At 39.4% G+C, this 24,858-nt stretch carries 26 protein-coding genes and 1 pseudogene; 17 read left to right on the top strand and 10 right to left on the bottom strand.

Annotated elements, in window-relative coordinates; genetic code table 11:
- The first annotated feature begins 10 nt into the window (after positions 1–10).
- From AC04Q6_RS10315 to AC04Q6_RS10345, 7 genes are all read left to right on the top strand, one after another.
- A complete protein-coding gene (locus AC04Q6_RS10315) occupies positions 11–3,721 on the top strand; it encodes a hypothetical protein (RefSeq protein WP_476389675.1) in 3,711 nt (1,236 codons plus the stop codon).
- The gene (locus AC04Q6_RS10320; protein ID WP_216458452.1) at positions 3,711–5,033 is read left to right on the top strand and encodes a protein kinase domain-containing protein; all 1,323 of its coding nucleotides are present in this window, start codon (positions 3,711–3,713) and stop codon (positions 5,031–5,033) included. The genes AC04Q6_RS10315 and AC04Q6_RS10320 overlap by 11 nt, the downstream gene beginning before the upstream one ends.
- 905 nt (positions 5,034–5,938) lie before the next feature.
- The gene (gene istA / locus AC04Q6_RS10325; protein ID WP_118071978.1) at positions 5,939–7,483 is read left to right on the top strand and encodes an IS21 family transposase; all 1,545 of its coding nucleotides are present in this window, start codon (positions 5,939–5,941) and stop codon (positions 7,481–7,483) included.
- Complete coding sequence (gene istB, locus AC04Q6_RS10330; RefSeq protein WP_055057938.1) at positions 7,480–8,256, top strand: IS21-like element helper ATPase IstB; 777 nt, start codon at positions 7,480–7,482, stop codon at positions 8,254–8,256. The genes istA and istB overlap by 4 nt, the downstream gene beginning before the upstream one ends.
- Positions 8,257–8,570: 314 nt before the next feature.
- Complete coding sequence (locus AC04Q6_RS10335) at positions 8,571–8,699, top strand: hypothetical protein (RefSeq protein WP_278278452.1); 129 nt, start codon at positions 8,571–8,573, stop codon at positions 8,697–8,699.
- A complete protein-coding gene (locus tag AC04Q6_RS10340; RefSeq protein WP_476389676.1) occupies positions 8,696–8,893 on the top strand; it encodes a DNA-binding protein in 198 nt (65 codons plus the stop codon). Before AC04Q6_RS10335 ends, AC04Q6_RS10340 begins: the two co-directional genes overlap by 4 nt.
- 2 nt (positions 8,894–8,895) lie before the next feature.
- Positions 8,896–9,975 (top strand): tyrosine-type recombinase/integrase, encoded by a 1,080-nt coding sequence (locus AC04Q6_RS10345; protein WP_476389677.1) that lies wholly within the window; start codon positions 8,896–8,898, stop codon positions 9,973–9,975.
- A gap of 212 nt (positions 9,976–10,187) precedes the next feature.
- On the opposite strand, the gene AC04Q6_RS10350 is transcribed toward AC04Q6_RS10345, so the two are convergent.
- From AC04Q6_RS10350 to AC04Q6_RS10375, 6 genes are read right to left on the bottom strand one after another with little or no spacing between them, the layout of a single operon-like run.
- Entirely contained in the window at positions 10,188–11,552 is a 1,365-nt protein-coding gene (locus AC04Q6_RS10350) for an ATP-binding protein (protein WP_476389678.1), read from the bottom strand.
- Entirely contained in the window at positions 11,543–12,205 is a 663-nt protein-coding gene (locus tag AC04Q6_RS10355) for a response regulator transcription factor (RefSeq protein WP_349048519.1), read from the bottom strand. The genes AC04Q6_RS10350 and AC04Q6_RS10355 overlap by 10 nt, the downstream gene beginning before the upstream one ends.
- Positions 12,206–12,243: 38 nt before the next feature.
- Positions 12,244–12,621: a NisI/SpaI family lantibiotic immunity lipoprotein gene (locus AC04Q6_RS10360; RefSeq protein WP_476389679.1), complete on the bottom strand. Its 378-nt coding sequence runs from the start codon at positions 12,619–12,621 to the stop codon at positions 12,244–12,246.
- Entirely contained in the window at positions 12,614–13,357 is a 744-nt protein-coding gene (locus tag AC04Q6_RS10365) for a lantibiotic immunity ABC transporter MutG family permease subunit (protein ID WP_025580193.1), read from the bottom strand. The genes AC04Q6_RS10360 and AC04Q6_RS10365 overlap by 8 nt, the downstream gene beginning before the upstream one ends.
- A 2-nt stretch (positions 13,358–13,359) precedes the next feature.
- Complete coding sequence (locus AC04Q6_RS10370) at positions 13,360–14,106, bottom strand: lantibiotic immunity ABC transporter MutE/EpiE family permease subunit (protein ID WP_025580191.1); 747 nt, start codon at positions 14,104–14,106, stop codon at positions 13,360–13,362.
- The gene (locus AC04Q6_RS10375; protein WP_025580190.1) at positions 14,107–14,811 is read right to left on the bottom strand and encodes a lantibiotic protection ABC transporter ATP-binding protein; all 705 of its coding nucleotides are present in this window, start codon (positions 14,809–14,811) and stop codon (positions 14,107–14,109) included.
- Between the two features lie 331 nt (positions 14,812–15,142).
- Between AC04Q6_RS10375 and AC04Q6_RS10380 the strand changes: the two genes are divergently transcribed.
- Positions 15,143–15,379: a helix-turn-helix domain-containing protein gene (locus AC04Q6_RS10380; RefSeq protein WP_118064609.1), complete on the top strand. Its 237-nt coding sequence runs from the start codon at positions 15,143–15,145 to the stop codon at positions 15,377–15,379.
- Between the two features lie 147 nt (positions 15,380–15,526).
- Here the strand turns inward: AC04Q6_RS10380 and AC04Q6_RS10385 are convergent, their stop codons facing one another.
- The 4 genes and pseudogenes from AC04Q6_RS10385 to AC04Q6_RS10400 form a co-directional block, all read right to left on the bottom strand.
- Entirely contained in the window at positions 15,527–15,685 is a 159-nt protein-coding gene (locus tag AC04Q6_RS10385) for a transposon-transfer assisting family protein (protein ID WP_110102918.1), read from the bottom strand.
- Between the two features lie 3 nt (positions 15,686–15,688).
- The gene (locus tag AC04Q6_RS10390) at positions 15,689–16,399 is read right to left on the bottom strand and encodes a hypothetical protein (RefSeq protein ID WP_442863158.1); all 711 of its coding nucleotides are present in this window, start codon (positions 16,397–16,399) and stop codon (positions 15,689–15,691) included.
- A pseudogene (locus AC04Q6_RS10395) lies at positions 16,383–16,478 on the bottom strand (relaxase/mobilization nuclease domain-containing protein); the annotation flags it as partial. The pseudogene AC04Q6_RS10395 and the gene AC04Q6_RS10390, both read right to left, overlap by 17 nt.
- Entirely contained in the window at positions 16,445–16,768 is a 324-nt protein-coding gene (locus AC04Q6_RS10400; protein ID WP_055180592.1) for a MobC family plasmid mobilization relaxosome protein, read from the bottom strand. The pseudogene AC04Q6_RS10395 and the gene AC04Q6_RS10400, both read right to left, overlap by 34 nt.
- A 306-nt stretch (positions 16,769–17,074) precedes the next feature.
- Here AC04Q6_RS10400 and AC04Q6_RS10405 point away from each other — a divergent pair, with 306 nt between their 5' ends.
- The 9 genes from AC04Q6_RS10405 to AC04Q6_RS10445 all read left to right on the top strand — a co-directional run bounded on the left by AC04Q6_RS10405 (position 17,075) and on the right by AC04Q6_RS10445 (position 24,661).
- Complete coding sequence (locus AC04Q6_RS10405) at positions 17,075–17,524, top strand: hypothetical protein (RefSeq protein WP_118071897.1); 450 nt, start codon at positions 17,075–17,077, stop codon at positions 17,522–17,524.
- A complete protein-coding gene (locus AC04Q6_RS10410; RefSeq protein ID WP_242997141.1) occupies positions 17,511–17,897 on the top strand; it encodes a DUF6061 family protein in 387 nt (128 codons plus the stop codon). Before AC04Q6_RS10405 ends, AC04Q6_RS10410 begins: the two co-directional genes overlap by 14 nt.
- 63 nt (positions 17,898–17,960) lie before the next feature.
- The gene (locus tag AC04Q6_RS10415; protein WP_118071898.1) at positions 17,961–18,911 is read left to right on the top strand and encodes a hypothetical protein; all 951 of its coding nucleotides are present in this window, start codon (positions 17,961–17,963) and stop codon (positions 18,909–18,911) included.
- A gap of 250 nt (positions 18,912–19,161) precedes the next feature.
- Positions 19,162–20,052 carry a macro domain-containing protein gene (locus AC04Q6_RS10420; protein ID WP_118071899.1) on the top strand — a complete coding sequence of 297 codons (891 nt, stop codon included), beginning with the start codon at positions 19,162–19,164 and terminating at the stop codon, positions 20,050–20,052.
- 13 nt (positions 20,053–20,065) lie between these two features.
- On the top strand, positions 20,066–20,620 hold the full coding sequence (locus tag AC04Q6_RS10425) for a TIR domain-containing protein (protein ID WP_118071900.1): 555 nt from the start codon (positions 20,066–20,068) through the stop codon (positions 20,618–20,620).
- A gap of 268 nt (positions 20,621–20,888) precedes the next feature.
- A complete protein-coding gene (locus tag AC04Q6_RS10430) occupies positions 20,889–21,488 on the top strand; it encodes a glycoside hydrolase family 113 (protein ID WP_242997108.1) in 600 nt (199 codons plus the stop codon).
- Positions 21,489–21,731: 243 nt separating this feature from the next.
- Positions 21,732–22,505: a NifB/NifX family molybdenum-iron cluster-binding protein gene (locus tag AC04Q6_RS10435; protein ID WP_118071901.1), complete on the top strand. Its 774-nt coding sequence runs from the start codon at positions 21,732–21,734 to the stop codon at positions 22,503–22,505.
- 207 nt (positions 22,506–22,712) lie between these two features.
- Positions 22,713–23,423, top strand: a complete 711-nt coding sequence (locus AC04Q6_RS10440) for a sulfite exporter TauE/SafE family protein (protein ID WP_118071902.1) — start codon at positions 22,713–22,715, stop codon at positions 23,421–23,423.
- A 44-nt stretch (positions 23,424–23,467) separates the two neighbouring features.
- Positions 23,468–24,661, top strand: a complete 1,194-nt coding sequence (locus AC04Q6_RS10445; protein ID WP_178087538.1) for a PucR family transcriptional regulator — start codon at positions 23,468–23,470, stop codon at positions 24,659–24,661.
- The last annotated feature ends 197 nt before the right edge of the window (positions 24,662–24,858 follow it).

Below are 24,858 nucleotides of genomic sequence, written 5' to 3' on the forward strand. Positions count from 1 at the left end.
AATTTAGACTATGAATGAAAAATTGAAAGATACAACAATTGATTTATTATTAGATGGTGTCAAGACAAAAATAGAAGATGTGAAGGAAAATTATAAATGGCAAGAATTGTTTGTTAGTACTGGTTCTTTTTGTGTAAATAATCCTGATACGTTAACCATGTTTGAACAGGATCTGTTTTTGGTATTTTCAAAAGATAATTTGAAGCAAATGGCGAAAAAATTAAAAGATAAGAGAGGATATGAATTTCCTCAGCTATTGCATAGAGAATTATATGATTTGATGGTTCGTTATGAAATTCCGGCAATGGAAGCGGAAACATATATTCATCATTTTATTCAAGTTATTATAAACTATTTAGAAGAAAATGATCCAGATAAGACATTGGAAATTTTTTTGGGAGATTTGAAAAAGGAGATAGAAAAATATTTTTTTGCGTTAGAATCAAAATTAGAGTTGGTATTAAATCAAATAGCAGATTTAAAAGAAGAAAAAGTGTTATCCTATTCAATTACTGACATTGATATCCAGATTAGAAGAGAGTCAAAGTATAAAGGGATGGGGTTAGATTTTTTTAAACTTGATGATGAACAATTCGAATCAAGATTTCAAAGTGTTATAAATGATGAGAGGATATATGTTGTTGGGAAATCTAGAGAGGAGACAACCTATCGACTTTTAAATGAATTAAGACAGAAGAATTCAGATAGAGTTACTCTTATAATTAAGTCGGAAGAAGAATGGAATAAATTACAAAAAGCAAATGTATCGGGTAATATATTGGTCCCATTTTTTTATGCGGAGAAAATTGTGGCCATTCCAAATAATACTAATATTTTTGTATACGGTGAAGATGAACCATGCTATACGAGAGATAAAGTGGTATTAAGAAAAAGAACAAAAAGAAACATTATAAATGCGTTGGAAGAGATTGGGATAGATTACAATGAAGCATATAACATCGTAGATAACACCCATGGTTTATATGTGCCATTAAAGAAAAAACTTTTTAATGGAGCAATGTATAGTAAACCAGACTGGGTAGAGGGGCATTCTGATGTAGTTATGACTGCATTACTGTGTGGTGAGTGGACTGAAGCAACAGGAGATGTGTTAGTTTTTGAAGAATTATCTGGCAAGACATATATTGAATGTAAGAAGGAACTGGAGACATACTTGCATAGAGAAAATCCATTCGTTGTAACTAATACCAGTTATAGAGGGAGCAATTTGCAGCTTGCTAGTGTAGAGGATGCATGGGAAGAACTAGATATTTATATTACTGATGAGTTATGGAGTAAATTTATATTATTATTCTATGAGGTTTTGATTGAATCAGAGCCTATTTTTGATTACCCTTTTGAAAAACATTTTGAGGCAAGTATTTATGCAGAAAAACCAGAGTGGTCACCAAGCTTAAAAAAGGGGATGATTCGAACTCTTATAATGCGTGCGTACTATAGAGGTCATGAAGAGAATCAGAAGCAAATTGACAATATAGTATCAAGAGTACTTGATACTATTACAAGTAAAGAAAGATGGGGATATATTTCGCAATATTTAACAGATTTATGCGAAGCTTCGCCTGAGAGCGTTTTAAGAAAGTTGGAAGATGAATTGAAACAGCCACAGGGATTGCTGGAGTTGTTTGAAGCAAATGACGGGGACTTTATGACAAGCAGACATTATTATACTAATGTTTTGTGGGCAGTAGAGCAACTAGTTCAGCAAAAGAAATATGTTGTACGGGCATTGGAGTGGTTATGGAAAGTAGATTCATATAACTTGAAGTATAGCATAAGCAATAGTCCTAAAGGAGTCTTGGATGTAGTATTTTGTGCGTGGATAAATGAAAGTGCATTGTCTGTTGATAAAAAAATTGAGTTGGCAAGAAAGGCAATTGAGAATTATCCAAATGCATGGGATGTTATTGCGTCTAAATTGCCACAAGGGACAAACTCGATATGTTCAACGTTGAACACACCTAAATATAGAAAGATAGATGAGCACGAGGAACTATACGTTCACGAAGTAAATAAAACGTATATCGAATATTTAATGATGTGTGTTGATTCAGCATGTACGGATGCAGAAAAATGGAATAAAATAATTCAGCATATAAAGTCGTATGATGTGACGATTCAAAATGAAGTGTTTAAAAAATTGATTCTCAATTGCAGAGAAATGTGTGATGAGGAGAAAATTAAAATAAAAAATGAAATGAGGTACGAGATCTATAGACATAGGTATTATCACGATGCTGATTGGAGCATATCCGAAGAGATGTTGTGTAAATATGAAAGCACAATGAATGAAATTGTGTTGTCTGATAAAGTCTATGAATATTTATATATTTTTTCACCTGTATATGAGTTTCCTCTATTACATCCAGTGCCTTTTAGTCGAGAAGAATGTAAGGATTTGCGTGAGAAGAATCATATATTAAGAGAGGAAGAGATAAAAACAAGATTCAAAGAGTTTAAAGAAAAGAAGTATTCTCTGGAAAAGTTGATCAAATTAGCTGTGAAAGAAGAACATAGCATATTGGGCGAAGTTCTAGCACAGTTTTATTGTGATGGATTGTTTGATGAGAAATTATTCATTTTACTTATGGAATTAGATGAAGAAGGGAAAGATGTATATGACTATGTAAGATATCTACATAGAAATGGATCAGTAGATTTAAATGAAGTTATAGGAATGGTTAAAAAACTATCCAATAATAAAAATCTTTTAATGAATTTAATTACCTTAGAATTTATAGAGGATGATGACAACGCACTTATTGCTAAAGAAGATGAAGAAATAAAGAAAATGTATTGGAGCAGAAATATAAGACTAAGGATATCGGATAAAGCAGAGCATAAAGTATTTATGTGGGCGTTGGATGAATGTAAAAAATATGGTTCACTCCATACGTATTTAGAATTATTGTATGATATAAGGGATAAAATATCATTTCAGGAATTATATAATGCTATATTTGCAATCTCCAATTTGAAGGGCGATGTGGCTAGTTCTATGACAGATTATTACCTTGAGGAGATTTTGAAAGAACTACAAGAAGCTTTCATTATGGATGATGAAAAATGTGCTGAATTAGCAACATTAGAATGGATGTGCAGAAATGTGCTTGAATGGGAACAAATGAAATGCATGCAAAAAATTATGAAGAATGATCCGACGTTCTATGCTCAATTGGTTAGAATTATTTATAAAGCGGATGATGATGATCCTAGCGATAAGAAAAAGAGAGAATTAGCAAACAAAATGTATTCGGGATTTGACAAAGCAAAGTTTTGCCCGACAGAGAAAGATGGGAAAGTATCATATGAAAATCTGAAAAACTGGATAGAAAAGTTTAAAGAATTGTTGGTCAGTCAAAAGCAAGAGAGGTTATTTGGAAATTTGGTAGGACGATTACTGGCATATTCGCCAATTGGTGAAGATGGCTATAGTCCATGTGAAGCTGTACGAAAGATTATTGAAGAATATCATTCTGACTCATTGAAGACTTCCTATGTAGTAGCAGAAGAAAACAAACGAGGTGTTCATACTGTTGATGCAGGAAAATCAGAATTGATTTTGCATCATAGGTACAAAAAGAATGCTGAAGGATTGCAAGAGCAATATCCAAGAACTGCAGAAATTTATTTTACTTTAAGTGACATTTACAAACGTGAAGCGGATTTTGAAAGAAAGCGTGCAGAAGATGAATGGTAGAAAAAAGTATAAAGGGGAGTTGTATAGCTTTTTTAGAAGTGAAAGAAATATTGGAAGTGGTGGTAATGGAGCGGTATATGATGTGGAATTTGAAGGGGATGAAGGGTTCGAGTTTCCTATAGTAGCAAAATTTTTTGAGTATGGTGGGGTAGATAAAGAAAAACGTTATAATAGGTTTAAAAATGAGATAATCGCGTTAAACGCGTTAAAAGGTATTGAGGGGATTATGGAGGTTATTGATAAACAGTGTCCTCATGTTGTACCTCAAACTAAGGATGAAGCATGGTATTTAATGCCTAAGGCTAAACCATACAAACTTAATCGGAAACGTAATATATATTCTAAAATATTAGAAATGTTACAACTTGCACGAATTATACAAAGTATACATGAAAGGGACAAGGCGCATAGAGATATTAAACCGGAAAACATTTTAGTTTTAAATGGGAAATTGGTTTTGTCTGATTTTGGATTGTGTTGGGGTATAGGAGAGGAAAGACTTACGGGATTAAATGAAAGAGTAGGACCATATAAAATAATGCCCCCAGAATTAGAGAGAGTACAAACGGACCTGGATTTAGATTTTAAACCTTCTGATGTATACTTATTCTCTAAGGTGCTTTGGATGACATTGAAAGGGGATAATATCGGTTTTCGCGGACAATATCAGCGTGGAGAGGTTCAAATTTATTTGAACAAAGAAGATTATGACAATGTAATAACATTAGAGCCAATACATAAATTAATGGAAGAAGCCACTTTTGAAGAAATGGGAAAAAGGATTTCTATTCAGAAGTGTATTGAGTATTTGGAGTTACAGCGTAAAATATTGAACAGGGAAGAATATGAACTTCTTTCTAATGAGTTTGTAAGTCAATTGTTATATGATGAATATAGTAAGAAGATAATTGCATGTAGTAAACCAGATGAACTGACATATAAAGATGCAGCGATTATTACCCATATGTTAAGAGATATCATTCCCATCTCTAATATTTTTGTGAAATCACTTCATAGTGATCAAAATATAAAACAAATTCAGATAACAGATTTTCAGGTTGGCATGGATGGTATTTGTAAGTTGCTTTATTACAATAAGGGTATAAAAATTAAAGAATATTTGTTGAATATTAGCAAGATGAATTATTCTAATTATAGTTCTGTTATTTCGCTTGAGTTGAATGATATTTCGTTGGTTGATGAGGGATATATAGCATATTCGGCAGCAGGACACGGATTTGGAAATGAATATCCCCGGGTATATTTTTCTTCGGGTGAAAAAATAATTATAAAAAGAAAAGAGAATCTGTAAAAGCAAAAAGATGTATTATGGAATATGTGTAGGAAGCGGTAAGTATATCAAACGCATTAAAGGTATGAAGAAAAGATGTCTTTGCTTTTCTATGATCCTTTGCTATAATAACTTCATGGCAACACTCTGGCAACAGTTTATCAGAAAGCCAATGGAAATTATGCAATAGAAATAAAAACAAGGCATATTGCAAGTAAAACCTTAATTAATTCCGTTAAGTTTTGATACGACGGAGCCGAGTTTGAGTAGCGGACTAAATTGCGAAAAAGCCCATAAATAAAGGCTTTGCGGGCTGTCTGGATGTTCCGGTGGAGTGCAAATGGAGTTAAAAAATCTTTTTTTTCTTTGTTTTCTTTCCGGAGTTATCTGAGATTTTCGCAAAAGTAACTATGCTCAGAAAATATAATTAGTGTGAATATGAAGAACAGTTTGTTTTGATGGAAATATTTTCCGTCAGGGCAGACTGTTTTTTTATACCCTTTTTCAATGATATTAACTCCATGGTTCAGCGATAACAGATATGGAAACTGTGAAATTAAAATAATTTGCAAAATTTCGGAAAATGATGTCCGATTTTGTATCTGCCAGTACAGAGTATATGAAGAGATAAATATTCAAGACACAGGAGGTACTGATTATGCAGAACAAATTATTTTTAAAGGCAGCCGATATTTGTGAACTTCTGGAGGTAAAACAGACATCGGCTTATGAGATCATTGGCAATCTGTGATTATTCCGGGACTCTCAGAGCCACCTGTCCGGACTTTGAGAGCCACCATGCCGGAGAATGGGAGCCATATATTCCGGTAATTCAGAGCCACCTTATTGGACTCTATTACATATATTTCCTTTATACTGTAAATACACACCTTTGGTGTGAATACAGATAAAGGAGGTCGTAAATTATGACCAAGTATCGTGAAATCCTACGCTTGAAAAGCTTAGGATTCAGTGAGAGGAACATCGCACAAAGTTGCGGTGTATCCAGAAACACAGTCGCCAAGGTTTTGAAAAAAGCAGCGGAAATCAATCTTTCATGGCCGCTGGATTTTGACATGACCGACAGTGCGCTAGAGGAGCTGATGTTTCCTAAAGATAAGTCGGCAACGAATAAACGTATGCCAAACTTTGACTACATCCGCAAAGAACTTCTGCGGAACGGCGTAAACAAAAAACTTCTCTGGGTAGAATACTGTGAGGAGTGCCGCATGAGCAGCGAAGAGCCTCTAATGTATTCTCAGTTCTGCTACTACATCCAGAAGGATGAAGAAAAACGCAGGGCTACCATGCATATCCCTAGAAAACCAGGTGAACAGATTGAAGTTGACTGGGCCGGTGACCCTGCTCACATCATTGATCCGGACACCGGAGAAATCACAAATGCATGGATATTTGTAGGTGTATTAACTTACAGTCAGTATGCTTTTGTAAAAGCATATATGAATGAGAAAACCGACAACTGGATCAAAGCTCATGTCCAGATGTTTGATTTCTTTGGCGGTGTCACACCTATGCTCGTTTCTGATAACTGCACAACCGCAGTGAATCATAAAAAGAGTGACTGGTACAACACTGCCTTAAACACAACTTATCATGAGATGGCAGAACATTACAATCTTGCCATCCTTCCGGCCAGAGTCCGGAAACCCAAAGATAAACCGAATGTAGAGGGATCGGTAGGAAAGATATCCACATGGATAACAGCAGCCCTTCGCAATGAACAGTTTTTCTCTCTTGCAGAATTGAATGCTTCAATCCGTGAAAAACTGGATGCCTACAACGCCCGTAAATTCCAGAAAAAGGAATGTAGCAGACTCAGTTTATTTCTTGGGGAAGAAATGCCATTACTGGCTCCGTTGCCTGCTACACCTTTTGAACTGGCTGAGTGGAAACAAGCCACCGTCCAGTTTAACTATCACATCGCAGTAGACAGAATGTTCTACTCCGTGCCTTATCAGTATATCAAAAATAAGGTTGATGTGCGTATAACAGATACAACGGTTGAAATATTTTATAATCACAATCGTATTGCCTCTCACAGACGACTCTATGGACGAAGCGGTCAGTATTCTACAGTGACAGAACATATGCCGCAGGAACACCAGAAATATCTGGAATGGAACGGTGACCGATTCCGTAAGTGGGCTGATTCGATTGGAATTAACACAAGTAAGGTTGTCGATGCAATACTTACCTCCGGCAGGATTGAACAGCAATCCTACAGAAGCTGCATGGGATTACTGAAACTGGCAGAAAAATATTCGCCAGAAAAACTGGAACAGGTCTGCGCTAAGGCGCTCTCTTATTCCGGTAAACCCAGCTATAAAAGTATCAAAAATCTATTGGCTGCAACAAAGGATGCACCTGATACCGAATCAGAATCATTTCAAGCAGTAAAACCACATGGCATAACCAGAGGAGCCAGATACTATGGAGGTAAAAAATCATGACAAATCAAAGTACAATCGATAAACTTATTGAAATGCGTCTGACTGCTATGGCAGATGCATTCCGCATCCAGATGGATGATCCTGCAATGAAGGAAGTTCCATTCGAAGATCGGTTCGGCATGCTTGTTGATGTCGAATACAGCAACCGCAAAAACAATCGTCTGAAAAGGCTGATCCGCCAGGCTGAGTTTGAACAGCCAGATGCCAGCATCGCAGCGATTGATTACCATTCTGGACGAAAGCTGAACAAAGCACTGATCAACCGTCTGGCAACCTGTGAATACATTACAGAATACCGAAACATCTTTATTACTGGAGCAACCGGAAGTGGTAAAACTTATATGGCCTGTGCCTTTGGCATGGAAGCATGCAAGCACTATTACTCAGTACGGTATGTACGGCTTCCTGATCTATTATTGGACTTACAGGCTGCCAGGGACAATGGAACTTTCTCAACTGTCCTGAAGAAATACACCAAGCCAATAGTACTGATCATTGATGAGTGGCTGCTTCTTAAACTGACAGAAGCTGAAGCCAGGAATCTTTTTGAACTGATACATAAACGACGAAAAAAATCTTCAACGATCTTTTGTTCTCAGTTCCGTGAAAGTGAATGGTACCAGCAAATCTGTGATGGTGAAAGTACTCTTGCCGATGCCATCATGGATCGTATATCGTATGATTCCTATAAGATCGATATTGAAAGTGTTGACCCATCTAAAGACCTCTCTATGAGAGAAGTATATGGACTGGATCCAGCAATGGCAAAGTAACTTAATAAACAAAATGGGGTGGCTCCGTTAGTCCGGACAGGTGGCTCTCGCCACACCGGACTGGCGGCTCTGCCGCACCGTAATATTCAATCTGAATAAGGAGCTGGAAGAACAGGGATATTTGACGCTTAGAGGAAAAGTTCCGACAAAGTATTTTGTGAAGCGTTTCTATGGAGTAGAAGATACTTGTGAGATTCCTCAGGAAGAAGGAAAGGAATGGTTTCATGCGTAAAAGAAAAATGTATTTATCAGTGGAAGACATTGCCGAACTCTTTGAGTTATCAGTTTCTTTTGCTTACCGGGTGGTGGAAAGAATGAACGCCGATCTGGCAAGTAAGAACTATTATGTAATTCTCGGTCAGGTACCAACCCGTTATGTAGAGGACAAGATCTATGGTCTGGAACACGTTGAGCAGTATTTGAAGGAGGATAAAGCGATATGAGTATAGTGCAGGAAAAAATGTATATGGATGTGGATGATGTGTGTGTAATTCTTGGTGTTTCTAAAGCGTATGCCTACAATTTGATGCGGGAGTACAACAAGGAGTTGAAAGCAAAAGGCTATATTGTAGTAGCTGGAAAAATCTCTACCAAATTTTTGGCAGAAAAGATTTACGGAATGAAGGTTGAGGATTAACAATGGGTGTTTACAAAGAAGGAAAGAACTGGAAAGTACAGGTCTATTATAAAGACTGGCAAGGTAACCAAAAGAGAAAACAAAAACGTGGATTCCGGACCAAAGGCGAGGCAAAAGAGTGGGAGCGAGACTTTCTTCAGCAACAGAGTCAGGGTGTAGATATCGAATTCGGGAACTTTCTGGAAATCTACTATAAGGATATGGATGTCAGACTTCGTGAACACACCATGTATACAAAGCGTTACATCATTGACTTGAAGATCAGACCATATTTTGAGAAAAAGATTCTTAGTGAGATTACGGTGGCAGATGTACGTGCATGGCAAAATGAGTTGTTGATGTATAAGGATAAGAATGGAAAAGGCTATTCGCAGACGTATTTGAAAACAATCAACTGTCAGCTGACTGCAATCTTCAACTATGCTATCCGATATTATAATCTGCAGGATAATCCCTGCAGGAAGGCAGGAGCGATAGGCAAGAGCAAAGGAGAACCGAAGGACTTTTGGATGCAGGAAGAGTTCAATGATTTTCTGGAGACAGTAAGTGATAAACCGGAGACAAGAATGGCGTTTCTTCTGTTGTACTGGAGCGGAATGCGTATCGGTGAATTGCTTGCCCTTACTTATGACGACATCAATCTTGAGGAGAAGGCCATCTCCATTACGAAATCTTATCAGCGATTAAAAGGAAAAGATGTGATAACACAGCCGAAAACACCGAAAAGTATCCGGATTATAACCATGCCAGATTTCCTGGCGGATGAGTTTCGAGAGTATTGTAGCCATCTGTACGGAATTATGAAAAATGAGCGTTTGTTTCACTTTACAAAATCCCATATGGAGCATTGTATGGCGGCTGGAATTGAAAAATCAGGTGTAAAAAGGATTCGTTTGCATGATCTCCGCCATTCCCATGCCAGTATGCTGGTTGATATGGGGGTGGCTCCGTTGGAGATTGCAGAACGCCTTGGACATGAAAAGGTGGAAACTACATTGAATACTTATTCACATCTGTATCCGTCTAAAACAGCATGGCGGCGTCCTCCCGTGGGCCGCCATGCCTTTAACTGCTGGGAATGACAGAAAGAAAGCAGCGGCCTTGATTTCTCAAAACCGCCACCAGTGAATATAAATTAAGCGTGAAAATAGGTCTGCCCGGCAGCGGTTTTTTTCTTTTCTGCCGCTGGGCAGATGTTTTTTCTTTAGATACATGATAAGAGGAATTTTTGAAGATTCCATAAAGATTTGAAAAATGGACGGACATAAAAGACGTCCATTACACTATCGGAAAATCAGCAAGGAAATTTCATAGTAACCTTTGCGCCGCCGGTTTCTTTTGAATTTTCTAAAATAAGCTGACCATTATGTTGTTCCATAATCGAATTTGTAATATATAGACCCATACCAAAGTGTAACTTTGAATTGCGGCTTTGATCGCCCATATAGAACCGTTCCTGTGCGTGGCATAATGCCTCTTTAGAAAACCCCGTTCCTTCGTCTGTGACTGAAATTTCCACGAAACCGTTGTTACTCTGAACATCCACATAAAGCGTTCCGCCTTGCGGGGAGTAGTCCAGCCCATTACTGATAACATTCATAATAGCACGTTCTATCAGCACCCTATCAAATTTCAGCATTTGAGGGAGTGAAACAGTATTCATTTGCAGCCGGATTTCTTTTGTCCGGCATAGTGATTCCATATAACCGAACAAGTGCTGCATGAACGCTGGCAAGTCTATACTTTCAATATGGAGCTGATAACCAACCGCCGCCCGTGATATATCAATCAGGGTTTGAATATATGACTGCATCTGGCCGGAGCTTTCCACGACGTAACCAGCGTATAATCGTTGCTCATCATCAAGATTTGTTTCTGTGAGTAAATCAGCATTTCCTTGAATAACCGTCAGAGGCGTTTTCAAATCATGGGCAAGCGCGGCGATTTGCTCTTTCTGTGTCTGTTCGGTTTTCCATTGCCGTTCTAACGAAATTTTCAGATTATCTTTCATATCTGAAAAAGATGCAAGGACATCTTCAAACTCTTTGATTTTGGCGTGTCCTACTTCAAAATCAAGGTTTTGCTTTGAAACCTCCGCAGTTGCTTCAAAAAGCGGGGTCAGTTGTGTACGCAGGTTCTTAGCAAATCTGGCGGTCAGTATGATAATGACCAGCAGCGAATTTACAGCCATCAGGATAAACACAAGCGTGTCAGGAGATGGAAAATATTCCGGTAGCCATGACACTGTAAATTGAGAACCAATATAATACCTTAAAACGCAAAATTCGTTTTCCCGGACAACAAGTGCAAACTGCCTCCCCGTAGCATATTCAATATATTCTCCCTTTGCGTACAGCAGGGCAATTTCTTTTTCATCATCGTCCATATTGCTGTAAAGCTCATTAAAGTTCTTGTCCAGAATTAAGTAGCCGCATCCCTGTGGAATCACAACCTTTGTAATATCCGGGGCAATCGTCAGCGTTGGAATGATCTCTTTTACCTGCAATTCACTTAGATTTGCTCTTGTAGCTAATCCAGCATTTACAGCAAGTCCCTCCAAACCAGAAGGGACAATAATTGCCGCTACCAGCATGACAATGAGGGAGATAGCAAACTGGCGAAACAATATTTTCAATGTAGGTTTCTTTTTCACTCCCATTTATATCCTATCCCCCATACGGTGCTGATCGGACTTATTTTGAAATGCTCCAATTTCGCACGAATATTTTTTATATGCGTTGAGATCGTAGAGTTATCGCCTATTCCATCAAACCCGAAAACGGCTTCATAGATTTGTTCTTTTGTAAAAACCTGTCCCCGGTTTTTCGCAAGGTATTCACAGATTGAATACTCGCTTTTGGTAAGGGGAACCGGCTGTTCTGAAACATACAGTACCTTTGCGGAAAGGTCAAATCTTATATCAGGCTCAAATGAAAGTGTGCTGTGATGCTCCCTTTTTTCTCTGCGTAAATGTGCCGCGACACGGGCGCGAAGCTCCTGAATACGAAAAGGTTTCGTAATATAATCATCCGCACCGATGCCCAATCCAAACAATATATCTTCCTCTAATGTCTTTGCGGTCAGAAAGAGAATCGGGCAGTCTACCATATTCCTGATCTGTTTGCAAAACTCAAACCCGTCTGTGCCAGGCATCATCACATCCAAAAGAATGAGGTCATAGAAATGCAGCTTTTTGATGTCTACATCATCCGCATTTTGACAGACTGTTATCAAATATCCATCTTTCCCCAAACTGTTCTTAATCAATTCCAAGATAGAAACTTCATCGTCAATTACAAGTAAGTGGGTCAAAAAATCGCCTCCCGCCCCATTATACCACATTGTCGAGGTTACTCATCATTATTTTTAATGTCAGCTTTCCGATATTCATTGTTGATATTTACAGCTACGGCATTGCTTATATCCACATCCACAATACTGTAAACGTAGCCGAAACTGAAATCTTCCCCCGCCACATTTTTGAAGCGTTTCGATACCTGCCCGATTTCTTTTTGCAGTTCTGACATTTCAAGACATTCATCCGTTATGGTATATGTCAGGCCGTTATATGAAATTTCATCATAGTTTGCGGCGTTCAGCTCATAATACGGCAGAGATTCATTTAACGCCTTATTTTTATCGGCGGTATCGCGGAGCGCACCGCAGGCCGATAAGTATATAAGACTTACAAGCACAATTACCACGGCAAACAGGCACTTTTTATTCACTGTTTTTACCTCCCTCCCAACCATGAAACCAAACCAAACTGGCAATCAGCAGACAAACAGTGCAGCATACAGAAATAATCATACCGCTGAAAAAATCGGTTTTTACCTGTGCATACAGTTGGGGGCTATCCCATGCAAGCACAGTGTAATCCATAGCACGAACGCCCCAGGCCCAGGGAATATATTTCCATGTAGCGTCACCAAGCCCTGTTATCATAAGGGCAGCTATTAAACTCCCTGCAATTCCCAATCCCATAGATGCACCTTTTCCGAAGCTCATTCCCACAAACAAATGAATCAGGTAAATGGGAAGCATGGTAATCAACAATAGAATCCCTGCTTTCAGGTAAAGGCTTGCCGGAGCATCCCTATATAGTGCAGCGAATGTTCCTAACGCTAAAAATGTTGCGCCAAAAGCACAGATCATCAGAAAACCAAGTTTACCAATATACGTTGCCATGCGAGATGGGATTGTTCCCAACAAAAGCTGATAATGCCCGGCCTGATTTTCGATCTGAACAACCAGGCCCACAATAATGCCGATCAGAAACGGGAACGCAACGGCCAGCACTTCCAGATAGGCACTGATTTTGGTTGCCAGTTCCCATCTGGATATATGATAGTAACCCGCAAAAATCGCCGCACATATAATCGGAATCATGCTGTGCATATAGAGCAAAATGCTATGTTTACACTTCTGATATTCTGCTTTCCAGCAGCGAACCACAGATACCATAGTTACCCCACCTCCTTTTTCTCAAACCATCTTGCAGTTAAAAATGACAGCGCCGCAAACCAGGCCAGCGAAATGACCAATACAAGTATAATCATCCAAAATGCCATTGCCGTACTCTGATCTGCAACCGGCTCACCATTAGGCAAAATACCTAACACGGAAATCATAAGATGCGGCACCCAGCTATACGGGCAGATCATCCACAAAGAGGTTGTAGCCGTGAAAATCCCTAAAACGCTTCCAAGTCCGGCATTAAGAATAACCGTGACAAAGATACCAACTTTTTTTGATAACCATAAGCACAGCGGAACTTCCCATAGGCTTGCAATGACAATACAAGCTGTTCCGGCCGCAGCCTGCCAAATTCCGATTGTCAGGGGAATTTCGTTGATAACTAATATTGCAAAACCGCCCAACAGATTTAGCGCCAGGAAAATGAAATTCCCCACACAGGAGTAAATACCGGCCACTCCAATTTTTGCTTTCCAGACTTTGTTCTGCGAAACAGGCAATGAAGCAACGGCACGATATTTTAGTTTGCCATTATCCCGCTGTTCAATCAAGGCACAGGTGAGCGTAAGGAATCCAGGATAAAGCAGGTTATACCACCAATTATAAGAATTGAGCTGGAACCAAAGAGGGGCAAAAAAGTTCATAAGCGCAGTTACAAACGGGGCCAGAACGATCAGCGTTTTTGTGAAAGTTCTCTTATGCTTTAGGTTCTCTGCCTGAATATATGCCATCTCCATTTAATATCCCTCCTTACCATTTCTGCGAATAACATCCATAAAGAGTTGTTCCAAATCTTCACCGGCGCGAAGCTCTCCCTCATATCCAAGGACGCCGCCAGCAATGATACCCACATGATCTGCAATCTGCTGGACTTCTGACAGAATATGGCTGGACAAAATAACTGTAATCCCTTTGCAGGGAAAAGAGCGAATTAACTCTCGAAGTTCCTCAATCCCTAAAGGGTCAAGGCCGTTAGTCGGTTCATCCAGAATCAAAAGCTGGGGACTGTTCAGCAATGCAATAGCAATACCAAGCCGCTGCTTCATACCAAGAGAAAACTGCCCGGCCCGTTTCTTGCCGGTATTCGTGAGCTGGACAATTTGCAATACCTCGTTAATTCGTGCATCGTCCAGGCCGAGCAATGTAGTTCTGACTTTGAGATTTTCGTATGCAGTCAGATTTTCGTAAAGCGGGGGCATCTCAATCAAAGCACCGATATGCTCCAGATCATTCCGCTTCCACGGGTGGCCGTCAAACTCGATGCTTCCCGATGTGGGGCGCAAAATGCCGGTGAGCATTTTTAAGATCGTGGATTTGCCAGCCCCATTCGGCCCCAGCAGACCATAAACCGAGTTGCGCCGGATGTTCAGTGACACATTGTTTACCGCCATTTGCCCCTTGAAATTTTTGCAGAGGTCAGTCGTTTTCAAAATCATATCCATATAATCAAGTCCTTTCTTTGATTTTACGGATAGCATACCGGGCAATTTTGAAGATTTCATAAAGATTCCCGAAAACAGAATATGAACAATACACCGTAACCGTGGAGCATATCGCAACAAAGCACCAACCTACGCATTTAGGGCCTTAAAAAGCCCTATATTTCAAGGTTTTTCCCGCATAGTCGGCGGGGTATGTGAGTGTTTTATCCTATCCCCGCCATAGTGCCGCTCTAAATGCGTAGAATTTACCAGCAGAAAATCGCCGGTTTCTCTGGCTCCATACTCCCAGATATGGTATCATGGAAAAAATCAATCTGACGGGGGTATCAGGATGGACGGACAAGAAAAGCTGCTGGACTATGAAACAATCAAAGCCGCCGTTGCCGGTGAGAAGTGGGCCACAGAAAAGGTGCTGGCCCACTATGCGGACTACATCGACGAGCTTTCCACGGTGGAGATCAGGCAGCCGGGCGGCAAAGTGAAAAAAGTCATTGACGAGGATATGCGGCAGCACATTTCCTTAAAGCTGCTGGAAGCGTTGCCGAGCTTCCCGCTGGAACAAGAATAACGATCAAGAGGGCTGCACCCTCTTACGCCGCTTTGCGGCTATCACCTGCACACCCCCGAAACAGATACACCCGCTGCGCGTCTGTACCTGTTTCGGGGGCTAATAATGACTGTAACCTACGCCTTTCGGGGCTGATAACCGCCAGTTTCAAGGCTTCTCCCGCACGTTTGCAGAGGTGGGCGAATACTTTATCCTATCCCCGTCCATACCCGGCATGGCTGCGGTGATCTTGCCTATCGTCCTGCGTCGGTCTGCGTTGTGGTACATACAGATCAAATTTTCTTCTTCCACGGTAAAGTGCATCATTCCTCATACCTCCAATTCATTTTTCTTGGTTCTGGCCGCCGCCTTTTTCGGGCTGGTGGCCTGTTTGCTGTCGGCAAGCTGCTTGCGGATAGATGGCCGGGGCTTGCGAATACTCACATCACGGCGCTCATCTTTGTTAATCATGGCATATACCCCGTGTCGGTCTTTTATGCTGGTAAAGCACAGGGACTTATAGGGCAGCATGGCAAAGAGCCGGTCATTGTCCTTGGTGGAAGCCAGTGCGTCAAAGTGCGGTGAGATCTCCACCATAAAATGTGTCTTGTTGGGGCTGTTGGGCGCGGACAGATCTTTCAGCTTATCCACGATGCGCCGGGCCTCGGTTTCAATCCGGCTGTCATGCAAAGCCGTAACGTGGGCTTTGAAGTCGCCGGGGACGGCCCGCCCCCGGCTGTGCTGCTCCTGCCGTAAAGCCTCCTGCAGCACAGCCGGGTCATGGGGCTGGGCCTCATACCGCAGGAAATTTCCCAACACCCGGTCAGGGCTTCCGTCAAAATACTGGCCATCCGGGATGTCACGGGTTCCATGCTCATAAAAGAGCCGGTTCACGCTCACCGGCTGGGAGGCTTCAACGACGTGCCGGAAATGCTGCTGATAGTCCAGCTCATAGAGATTACCCCGGATGGTGCCGCCCTGTGTGCCGGTCAACTCCACCGCATGGCGAAATTCTAATATAGTGTAACAACAGTTTTTCATCAGTCTTATCAGGATTCGTAATATAGTCCAGAGCTTTCTTGTCTGTTACTTTAATGGGGAAGATCTTAAGATACGCCATAATTCTTTCACCATCTCTTTCAATTCTTGCATTTCTTCCGGATACAGATCTCCGGTGCTGTTTACTTTCTTGGCAATCTGATTAATATTCACACCGATCTTATGCATTTCCTCGTATTGTTTCTTTAATGGAGTAGTGTCTGTATTGACAATATAACCGTCGATTGCCATTTTACGAAGGTAAGCTCCCATATTTTTTGTTTTTGATTCAATCATCTTTCTGCGAATCAGCTTCTTTTCTTCCGGGGAAACACAAAACAAAATTTGTATATTTCTTTTTCTCTTTGCCATAGGCAGATTCTCATTTCATTGGTTCTTCGAAGTAGTGACTTCTGAGTTTTTAATTTAGGGCAGGGTTCCCTAAATTGTTGGTTTTTCGGAAGTGTATATACACTTCCTGTCCTTGCTATTTACCGGTGGCACAGCCGCCGGAAGAGAGTCCTTAAAAAAGATTCCTCTATAAATAAGGTACTGAGAGAAGAAAAAGAAGAAAAGAGGTCAAACCGATGTCACGGAAAAACCATAAGATGATAGATGGGAGACTACTGCAAACGAATAAGAAGTATTCCCAGTTAAAGATAAAGCAGAAAGAAAAGATTGCGGAAGTATGCGATTGATAAGGTTTCAAAACCGGAACGTTGTGCCAGTCGAAAAGCTGGCGGAACCGGATATCGCTATACCTGTCAGGTGGGCGGGAAAATCTGTCATCTGACTTATGAAGAAAATTATAAATGGTTTATGCCATTTGTGAATAAGCTTGAAACACTGATAAAGAATCTGACAATCCAGTGTGTAAGGCTAAAAGAGGAAGTCCTGCAATTGCGAAAAGAAAAGAAGAGATTGTCAGAGGATGTGGAGTTTTACAAGGGCAAGATTAAGGATATGAGTGATAGGACAGAGCTGTTGCAGGAAAAGGCTGATGATCTGGAGCGTGTGAAGAGATATGCCGGTGCAGAGCAGATTGATACGATTATTCGTAAGGTAAAGGAACAGGAGCGTACAGAGCAGCAGATAAGGCGGTATGACAGGTCTTATGGGACAAGATAATGGGAAGGATGGATTTGATGAGATGAAAGATAATCGAATGGATAATATCGTGGAATATGCTTATAACATGGATAACGGCTATGTTGAGGTGTGGTTTACAGATGGAAATATGTTACGGATAAAGTGCGAAGAAGTGGAGGCTGCTCTGAGGACAACAGAGCAGTCTCTGGCGAAGCTGCATAGGTTGTTGGATAACAAGCCGATAGAGTATGTGGCAATGGCTTTGTCCGGGGAAATGCAGGCATATTGTGATATTGAGGATGATATGGTTAAGGGAATGTTTGGGACGATTGTGCAGGGGTATCTGAAGAATGGGTATAACAGGGTTACAGCGGAGATGATGGCTAGGGAGTTTTTTAGGTATGAGAGTTGAAATATATTTACTAGTAAAACAGGAAGTGTTTTGTTATTATTTATTTGAAATGGAGGGCTGATTATGATGAAAGCATTAAATGAAAAAATAAATAATTTATATCAAAGCCAAAATAAGAATATGGGCGGAAAAGGTTTGTTATGGATGGCCTTGATTTTTGCTGTTTTAAGCTGTTATTTCTTTATACCTAATATTTTTTCTGAGGGAGTGATTGATAGAGTTATTTTTAGATATTTAATAATTGCATTTGCTTTTTTGGCTACATTGTCGTTCACTTCATATTTTTACATATATAGTAAAAAGAAAACATCAAAACGATTCACTAGCATTGTAATAGTCTTGTATAAACTTTTTTTGACGATATGTGTCGTTATTTGTATTCCTATAATAATTTTTTTGAAAATAACCGAAATAATATTAAGTTACAGAGCTAAAAAGTTAGATAATTTGGAAAACTGGCTTATTATTTTAGTTATTGATTTGTTTGTTATTATGGCTTTGTGTTATATTGATATTTTGAGTGTGCAAAGAGTAACGGAATCTATAATTTATTTTGTAAAAAATCAATACAACTATAATATTATTAAATATCCGTTGGAATTATTTTTGATATTATGCCTATTTAAATTAGAGATGGATGTTACTAATATGATCATACTAAAAGTTATGAATCATTTTGGGATTTCTAAAATAAAAAGGAAAGTAGGCGAAAGACAGAAAAACAAGACCTATGACTATTTGATTAAAGATGATATTTCCAAGTATATAGATGAAAAGAATAATGATATAAAGCAATATGAAGAAAAACAAAAGGATAGTTTAAGATATGATTTGGAATATCAAAAGAAAACCATTTGGAAATTTCAATTGGTATGTTTAATTATATTATTTTTTATTGCAACATTTATTCCAGATTGGTTATTCATGGGGCATCAGGGAGATGCAATTAATGTTATAACTATTTTTACATTAATTATGTTGTATATTGATAAGAGAAAAGAGTGGAGATATTAATACAGGAGATAGCAGACTTATTATTGAAATTGAAACGTAAAGTTTATAAAATTTTTTTGATGAAAAACGATTTAATTATGATATAATTTGAAATATAGATTCGCCAATGGTGTGCTTGGGAAATCGGAAATTTCTACACAAAGCATAAAGAAGAAAAATATTACACAAGTTTTTATGATAAAACAGAACCTCGAAACGATATCTTAGATACATTTAGGCCAATGAGAGAAGTAGTTCTAGGAGAGATACGATGAAAATATTATTTCGTACAATGAGATATAACTGGCGTTACATATTTTCTAAAAGTAACAAAATCGCAGTAGCCCTATTTTCTGTTTGGGGGTTTGTTACATTAGTTACACCTACAGATATTATGTTAAATTGTATTGATAATATAGTTCTGCGAATAATTGTAGCCGTGCTTATTTTGATGGTAATCTATTTTGCTATAGTAATAGGGGTCACGATTTATACGAAGCAAAGAAAACAAGTGAAAATTTTTGATCTTCACTCAAATCATTCGTTGTTTGTGGAATATGGGGATTTATTTAATAGCGGAGATCCAAATGAAGAGAAGAACATTGCTTTTGCTGGGAATCGATGTTTCGACACGATTGTGGATGATGATTTAATAGGGTCAAAAAAAATTCACGGTATGGCACTTAAACGAATATATGAGCAAGGCAATAGGGATTCAGATACAGTCTCGAATGAGATACAAAACAATTTGTCATTGCATGGATATAAGTATACAGATCTCAAACAAAAAGAAAAACGAAGTGGAAACTTGCGTCGATATGATGTCGGATCGGTTGCTGAAATAAATGGTCTCAACAATGAACAGTATTTTATCTTGGGGCTAACATATTTTGACAATGAATTAAGAGCCCATGTCGAAAAGATAGACTATATAAAAGCTATAGCTTCTTTAGTAAAGTATATTTCAGAACGCTCTCAAGGGTTTTCTACATATATGCCTGTAATTGGGACGGGAGGGGCTGATGCAGGCAGTGTAAATGACTTAGTTGTCTATATTGTTAAAACAATTGAGCTTTTTAAGGATGAAATAGATTGCGATATACATATTGTTGTAAGTGATAAAGAAGAAAAATTAGGTTTGATGAACCTGAAAATGTTATAGGGAGGAACCACACGTGAACAGAACAGGTACATATGTTGCCTTTGACGGGCAGGGATCGACAGATCCTACAGAAAGCGATATTCATTATTTTAACTTGCTGAAGGCATGGAATAAATCTGGAAGTATAGATTTTAGGTTTACTAATTCACATGAAAAAACTTATCAGGTACGTGATAGCTCATCAAAAGCAACGCTTTTTAACAGATTAGAAACTAGATTATCAGCGAGTAAGAATTTTCTTCTGATTATATCGGATAAGACAAATTATGACAGAGGAATTCTTAATTGGGAAATTGAAAAGGCCGTTGATTATTATGAGTTGCCAATCATAATAGCATATCCAGGGTATTCTAAGATTGGCGCACCTTCAGAATTGAATAGCATGTGGACAAAATCTTTGGCGGAACGAATAAAAAATGAAAGGGCACATTGTATACATATACCGTTAAAAAAAGAACCGATATTTGACGCGATTAATCAGTTTTCTGTTGTTAATTCAAAGTATCCTAAGGGAGGCGCTTTGGGGTGTTACTCAGAGGAAGCGTATAAAAGCTGGGGTATTGTTTAGCAACGTGAAAACGAGCTTCGGCTTATATGCTATTCTGGGTACAATTTGGGTACAGCAGCTTTGTAACCACATTAATAAGATACAAAACCGTATCAAAATGATGCGGTTTTGAAACACAATAACAATAAAGTAACATGAAAAATGAAAGATTCAGCATTCTGGTATAAACACGTGATAGAGACAAATGGAGTCGAATTATAAAAAGAAGAGACCGGATATGAAGATCCATCTTTTTGCGATCTGATGTGGAAAATCTGGAGAAGAATCATTGGGTCCGGCAGAAGTATTGAAGCTTCATGAGGTTTCAGTAAAAGAATTCCAGACGCTTGTGGCAACAGGGGAAGTGAAGCATGTTGCAGGCCTTGCAGCGTGGGCACGCTGGATGAGCAGAGAAGATGAAAAAATAATGGAATATCATGGACTGGTATCTTATAACCCGGACAAATATCAGGAAGATCATGTATCCTGGTGGGACTGTGTCGACGTGATCTCTTCCAGCGGATATTATCCGATTGATCAATGGGAGCAGGAACTGGATCGTATCGAAAAAACCGTCTTAAAATATAGGAAACCATTTTTCTTTGCCGAAGCGGGATGTATGTCACGAAAAGGCTCCGGGATGATTCCGAATAACTGGGAATTGCAGGGAGAACTTCGCCTGGAAGAACAGTGTGAATGGTATCGTGCAATGTTTGAGGCCTGTAAGAAACGACCATGGCTTCGTGGCTTTGCTTTATGGGAATGGGCACCAAAGCTGCCTTCTGCGTCCGAGGCATGGAAGGACGACAGTTATGAAATATGTGAGAAACCGGTGCAGGTGATAATAAAGAGATTCTATGAGCATGAGGCAGGAACCTCATTAATGTAATATTTGTAAAGGAAAAAGAACCGTCTGTTTTGATGGGATTAATTTCTGTTATGACAGACTGTTTTTTCTATTCCATTATCAATAGTTGATTTGCGGAAAAACATCGAAATATATGTGTCGTGAGGAGAAGTTTATGCTGTATATAATACTATTAGTTGAGCTATATGGGCATATGTCAAAAATATTATTGACATATGCCTTTTATAGAACTATTATATAAGAAAAGCAAGAAAGGAGCAGTTTATGCCGAGACCAGTAAAATGCAGAAAAGTTTGCCATTTCCCCAATGTTTTAGAATTCTTTCCGGCAGATGATACTGAGAAAAAAACACCTATTATTCTGACGGTAGATGAGTATGAAACCATCCGTCTTTTGGACAAGAAAGGTTATAGTCAGGAGCAGTGCGCAGCATCTATGCAAGTCGCAAGAACAACCGTTCAACGAATTTATGAGATTGCCAGGAAGAAAATAGCAGATGCACTCATTGATGGATATCCGCTTAAAATTGAAGGTGGAGATTTCAAAATCTGTGATGGTCAGAGCAGTAACTGTGGGCTTGGAGGATGTTACAAGCAGGAGCTTCATCAAAAATATGCAGCGGAAAAAGGAGAAGGTATCATGAGAATAGCAGTAACGTATGAAAATGGACAGATTTTTCAGCACTTTGGACACACAGAGACATTTAAGATTTACGATGTAGAGGAAGGAAAAGTAGTACATTCAGAAGTAGTAGATACGAATGGAAGCGGACATGGCGCATTGGCAGGAGTTCTTAAAGCATTGAATGCAGATGTTTTGATCTGTGGCGGAATCGGAGGCGGCGCACAGACAGCGTTAGCGGCAGCCGGCATTAAGCTTTTCGGAGGAGTTTCCGGAGATGCGGATGAAGCAGTAGAAGCGTTTATCAATGAAACACTCGATTATAATCCGGATGTGAAGTGTTCTCATCATGAGCACAGCCACGGGGAAGGACATACATGTGGCGACCATGGATGTGGAAGCCATAGCTGTCATTAAGAAAAATAGCAAAAAATAATAATACAAAAGAATGTGTCAAGGTAATGGAGAAAGGCAACTGTTGACTTTTGCCTTTTAGCGTGTTAAAATCGAGAATGTAGAAAACAAAGACGTTTTGCAGTCATTATTGCAAAGCGTCTTTTTATTTTATCAGCAGTGATAAAGAGTGTGCGGTAAACAGATAATACAGAAAAGGAAGAATGCTTTATGAAAGAATTGTTATTTTTGTTTGTATTGTTTGTTTCTAATGTTATTCAGGCTATCACAGGGTTTGCCGGTACGGTATTGGCGATGCCGCCCTCCGTTTATTTGCTTGGGCTGGATCATGCAAAGGTGGTCCTGAATGTTATGGCCTGGCTGTCCGGACTGATGATCGCAGTGACTGGATATCGACATATAAACTGGAAAGAATTGCTTAAGATGTCTGCGGTCATGTTGGTTGGAATGTTTGCAGGGATACAGATCTGCCGGATCGTGAAATCTGAAAATATTCTTCTGACAATATATGGAATCATAATCGTCGTAGTTGCATTAAAGAATCTGTGCATCCATACAGAGAAAAAACTTCCGGATCTCATTTTGTGGATAGTTCTGATCCTGGCAGGGATAATTCATGGTATGTTTGTATCAGGAGGGGCGTTACTTGTGATCTATGCAACACAGGTACTGAAAGAAAAAGAAGAATTTCGTGCGACAGTGGCCCCTGTATGGGTGGTGCTGAATTTTTTTCTGATGGTTACCCAGTTCAGGAGCGGCCTGGTTGGAACGGCAGATATTCGACTGATCTGTATCAGTATCCTGCCATTACTTATAGCTACATGGTTAGGTAAAAAGCTGGTATGTAAAGTATCTCAGAAGGTATTTCTGAATCTGACTTATATACTGCTTCTGATATCTGGAGTATCTTTGATCGTTTGATGCAGTTGATCACAGGAAGCTGCGGTGGAGAAAGGTGTATAAATATGGCAGTAACATTGCGTGAGATCATAAAACAGGTACAGCATCTGGAGATGAAGTTGGTAGCAGGTGAGACAGGACTGGATCATGAAGTGTCATGGACGCATATGGTAGACAGCGACACGATTTCTGCATTTCTGCAGGGACAGGAACTTACCTTTACAACAGGGTTGGGACTGAATGAAAATCTGACTCTTCTTCGTCTGGTAAAGGAAGTATGGCGAAACAAAGCCAGTGGGATCGTGATTAATACAGGGCCTTATATCAGTGAGATCGGACAGGATGTTATTGATTTTGCAAATGAAAAGGGATTCCCGGTATTTGAAGTACCGTGGAAGGTTCGAATGGCTGAAATCATGCGGATCATATGTTTTGCAATAACAAAAGAGCAGCAGAACGCAATTGAGGTTGCGACGGCACTGAACAATGCCTTTTTATGTCCGTCCCAGGAAGAATTGTATGTTTCGGCACTGATGAGAAAAGGGTATTTTACAGACAGTGCATATACGGTTGTGAATGTGTGTGTTCTGGAAGACAATGATCGTGTAACAGGAACAAGGCTAGAGCAGATTTTATCTAAACTGAGCAGTCATATCCGCTGTAATTATAATGGGATTTTGTGTTGTGCCCAGGATAAGCAGATTCTTCTGGTTTTGTGTGATTATTCTGATGAAGCATGCAGAAAAACTACAGAGAGGATTTTTCAGATACTATGCAGGATGGTATGTCAGAAGGAACAGATTTTTGTAAGTGTAAGTAAGCAGATTTCCGGGATCAGGCAGATTTATAAGAGCTATCAGTTTGCGGAAAAAATGTCTGATCTATTATGTGTCTGTCAGGTTCCGGGCGAGCAAAGCACAGATGGCGGAAAGATTATTTTTTACAAAGATCTTGGGATTTACAGGGTACTGCTCACACTTACAGATAAGGAAGCAATAAAAGAATATCTGGCAGATACAGTAGCTCCATTGTATGAATATGATGAGATGAACCACTCAGATCTGGTCAGAGTACTTCAGTGCTACCTGGCTAACGACTGCAGTGTCAAAAGTGCGTCACAGGAATTGATCGTACATCGAAATACAATTAATTATAAGCTTGGAAAGGCCGCTGAGATACTTGGAAAAAATCTTTCTGATTTTGATGTGCGTTTTCAGCTGAGGCTGGGTTTCCTGTTATATCAGATGAATGAAATGTAAAAGGAAAATGCGGCAGCAGAATAATAACGATTGTGCTGCAGCACAAAAATAATTGTATAGATGTCTATTGCAGACAGCCAGTGTCGAGAGTAATATATGACTCAGATAAGACAAAGGCGTCTGGTTCACAAATGAATGTGGGCCGGGCGCTTTTCTTATTCTACAACAAATAATAAGTTTGTTTACCGCAAAAATGA

This window comes from Blautia sp. HA9023 (genome assembly GCF_056504095.1).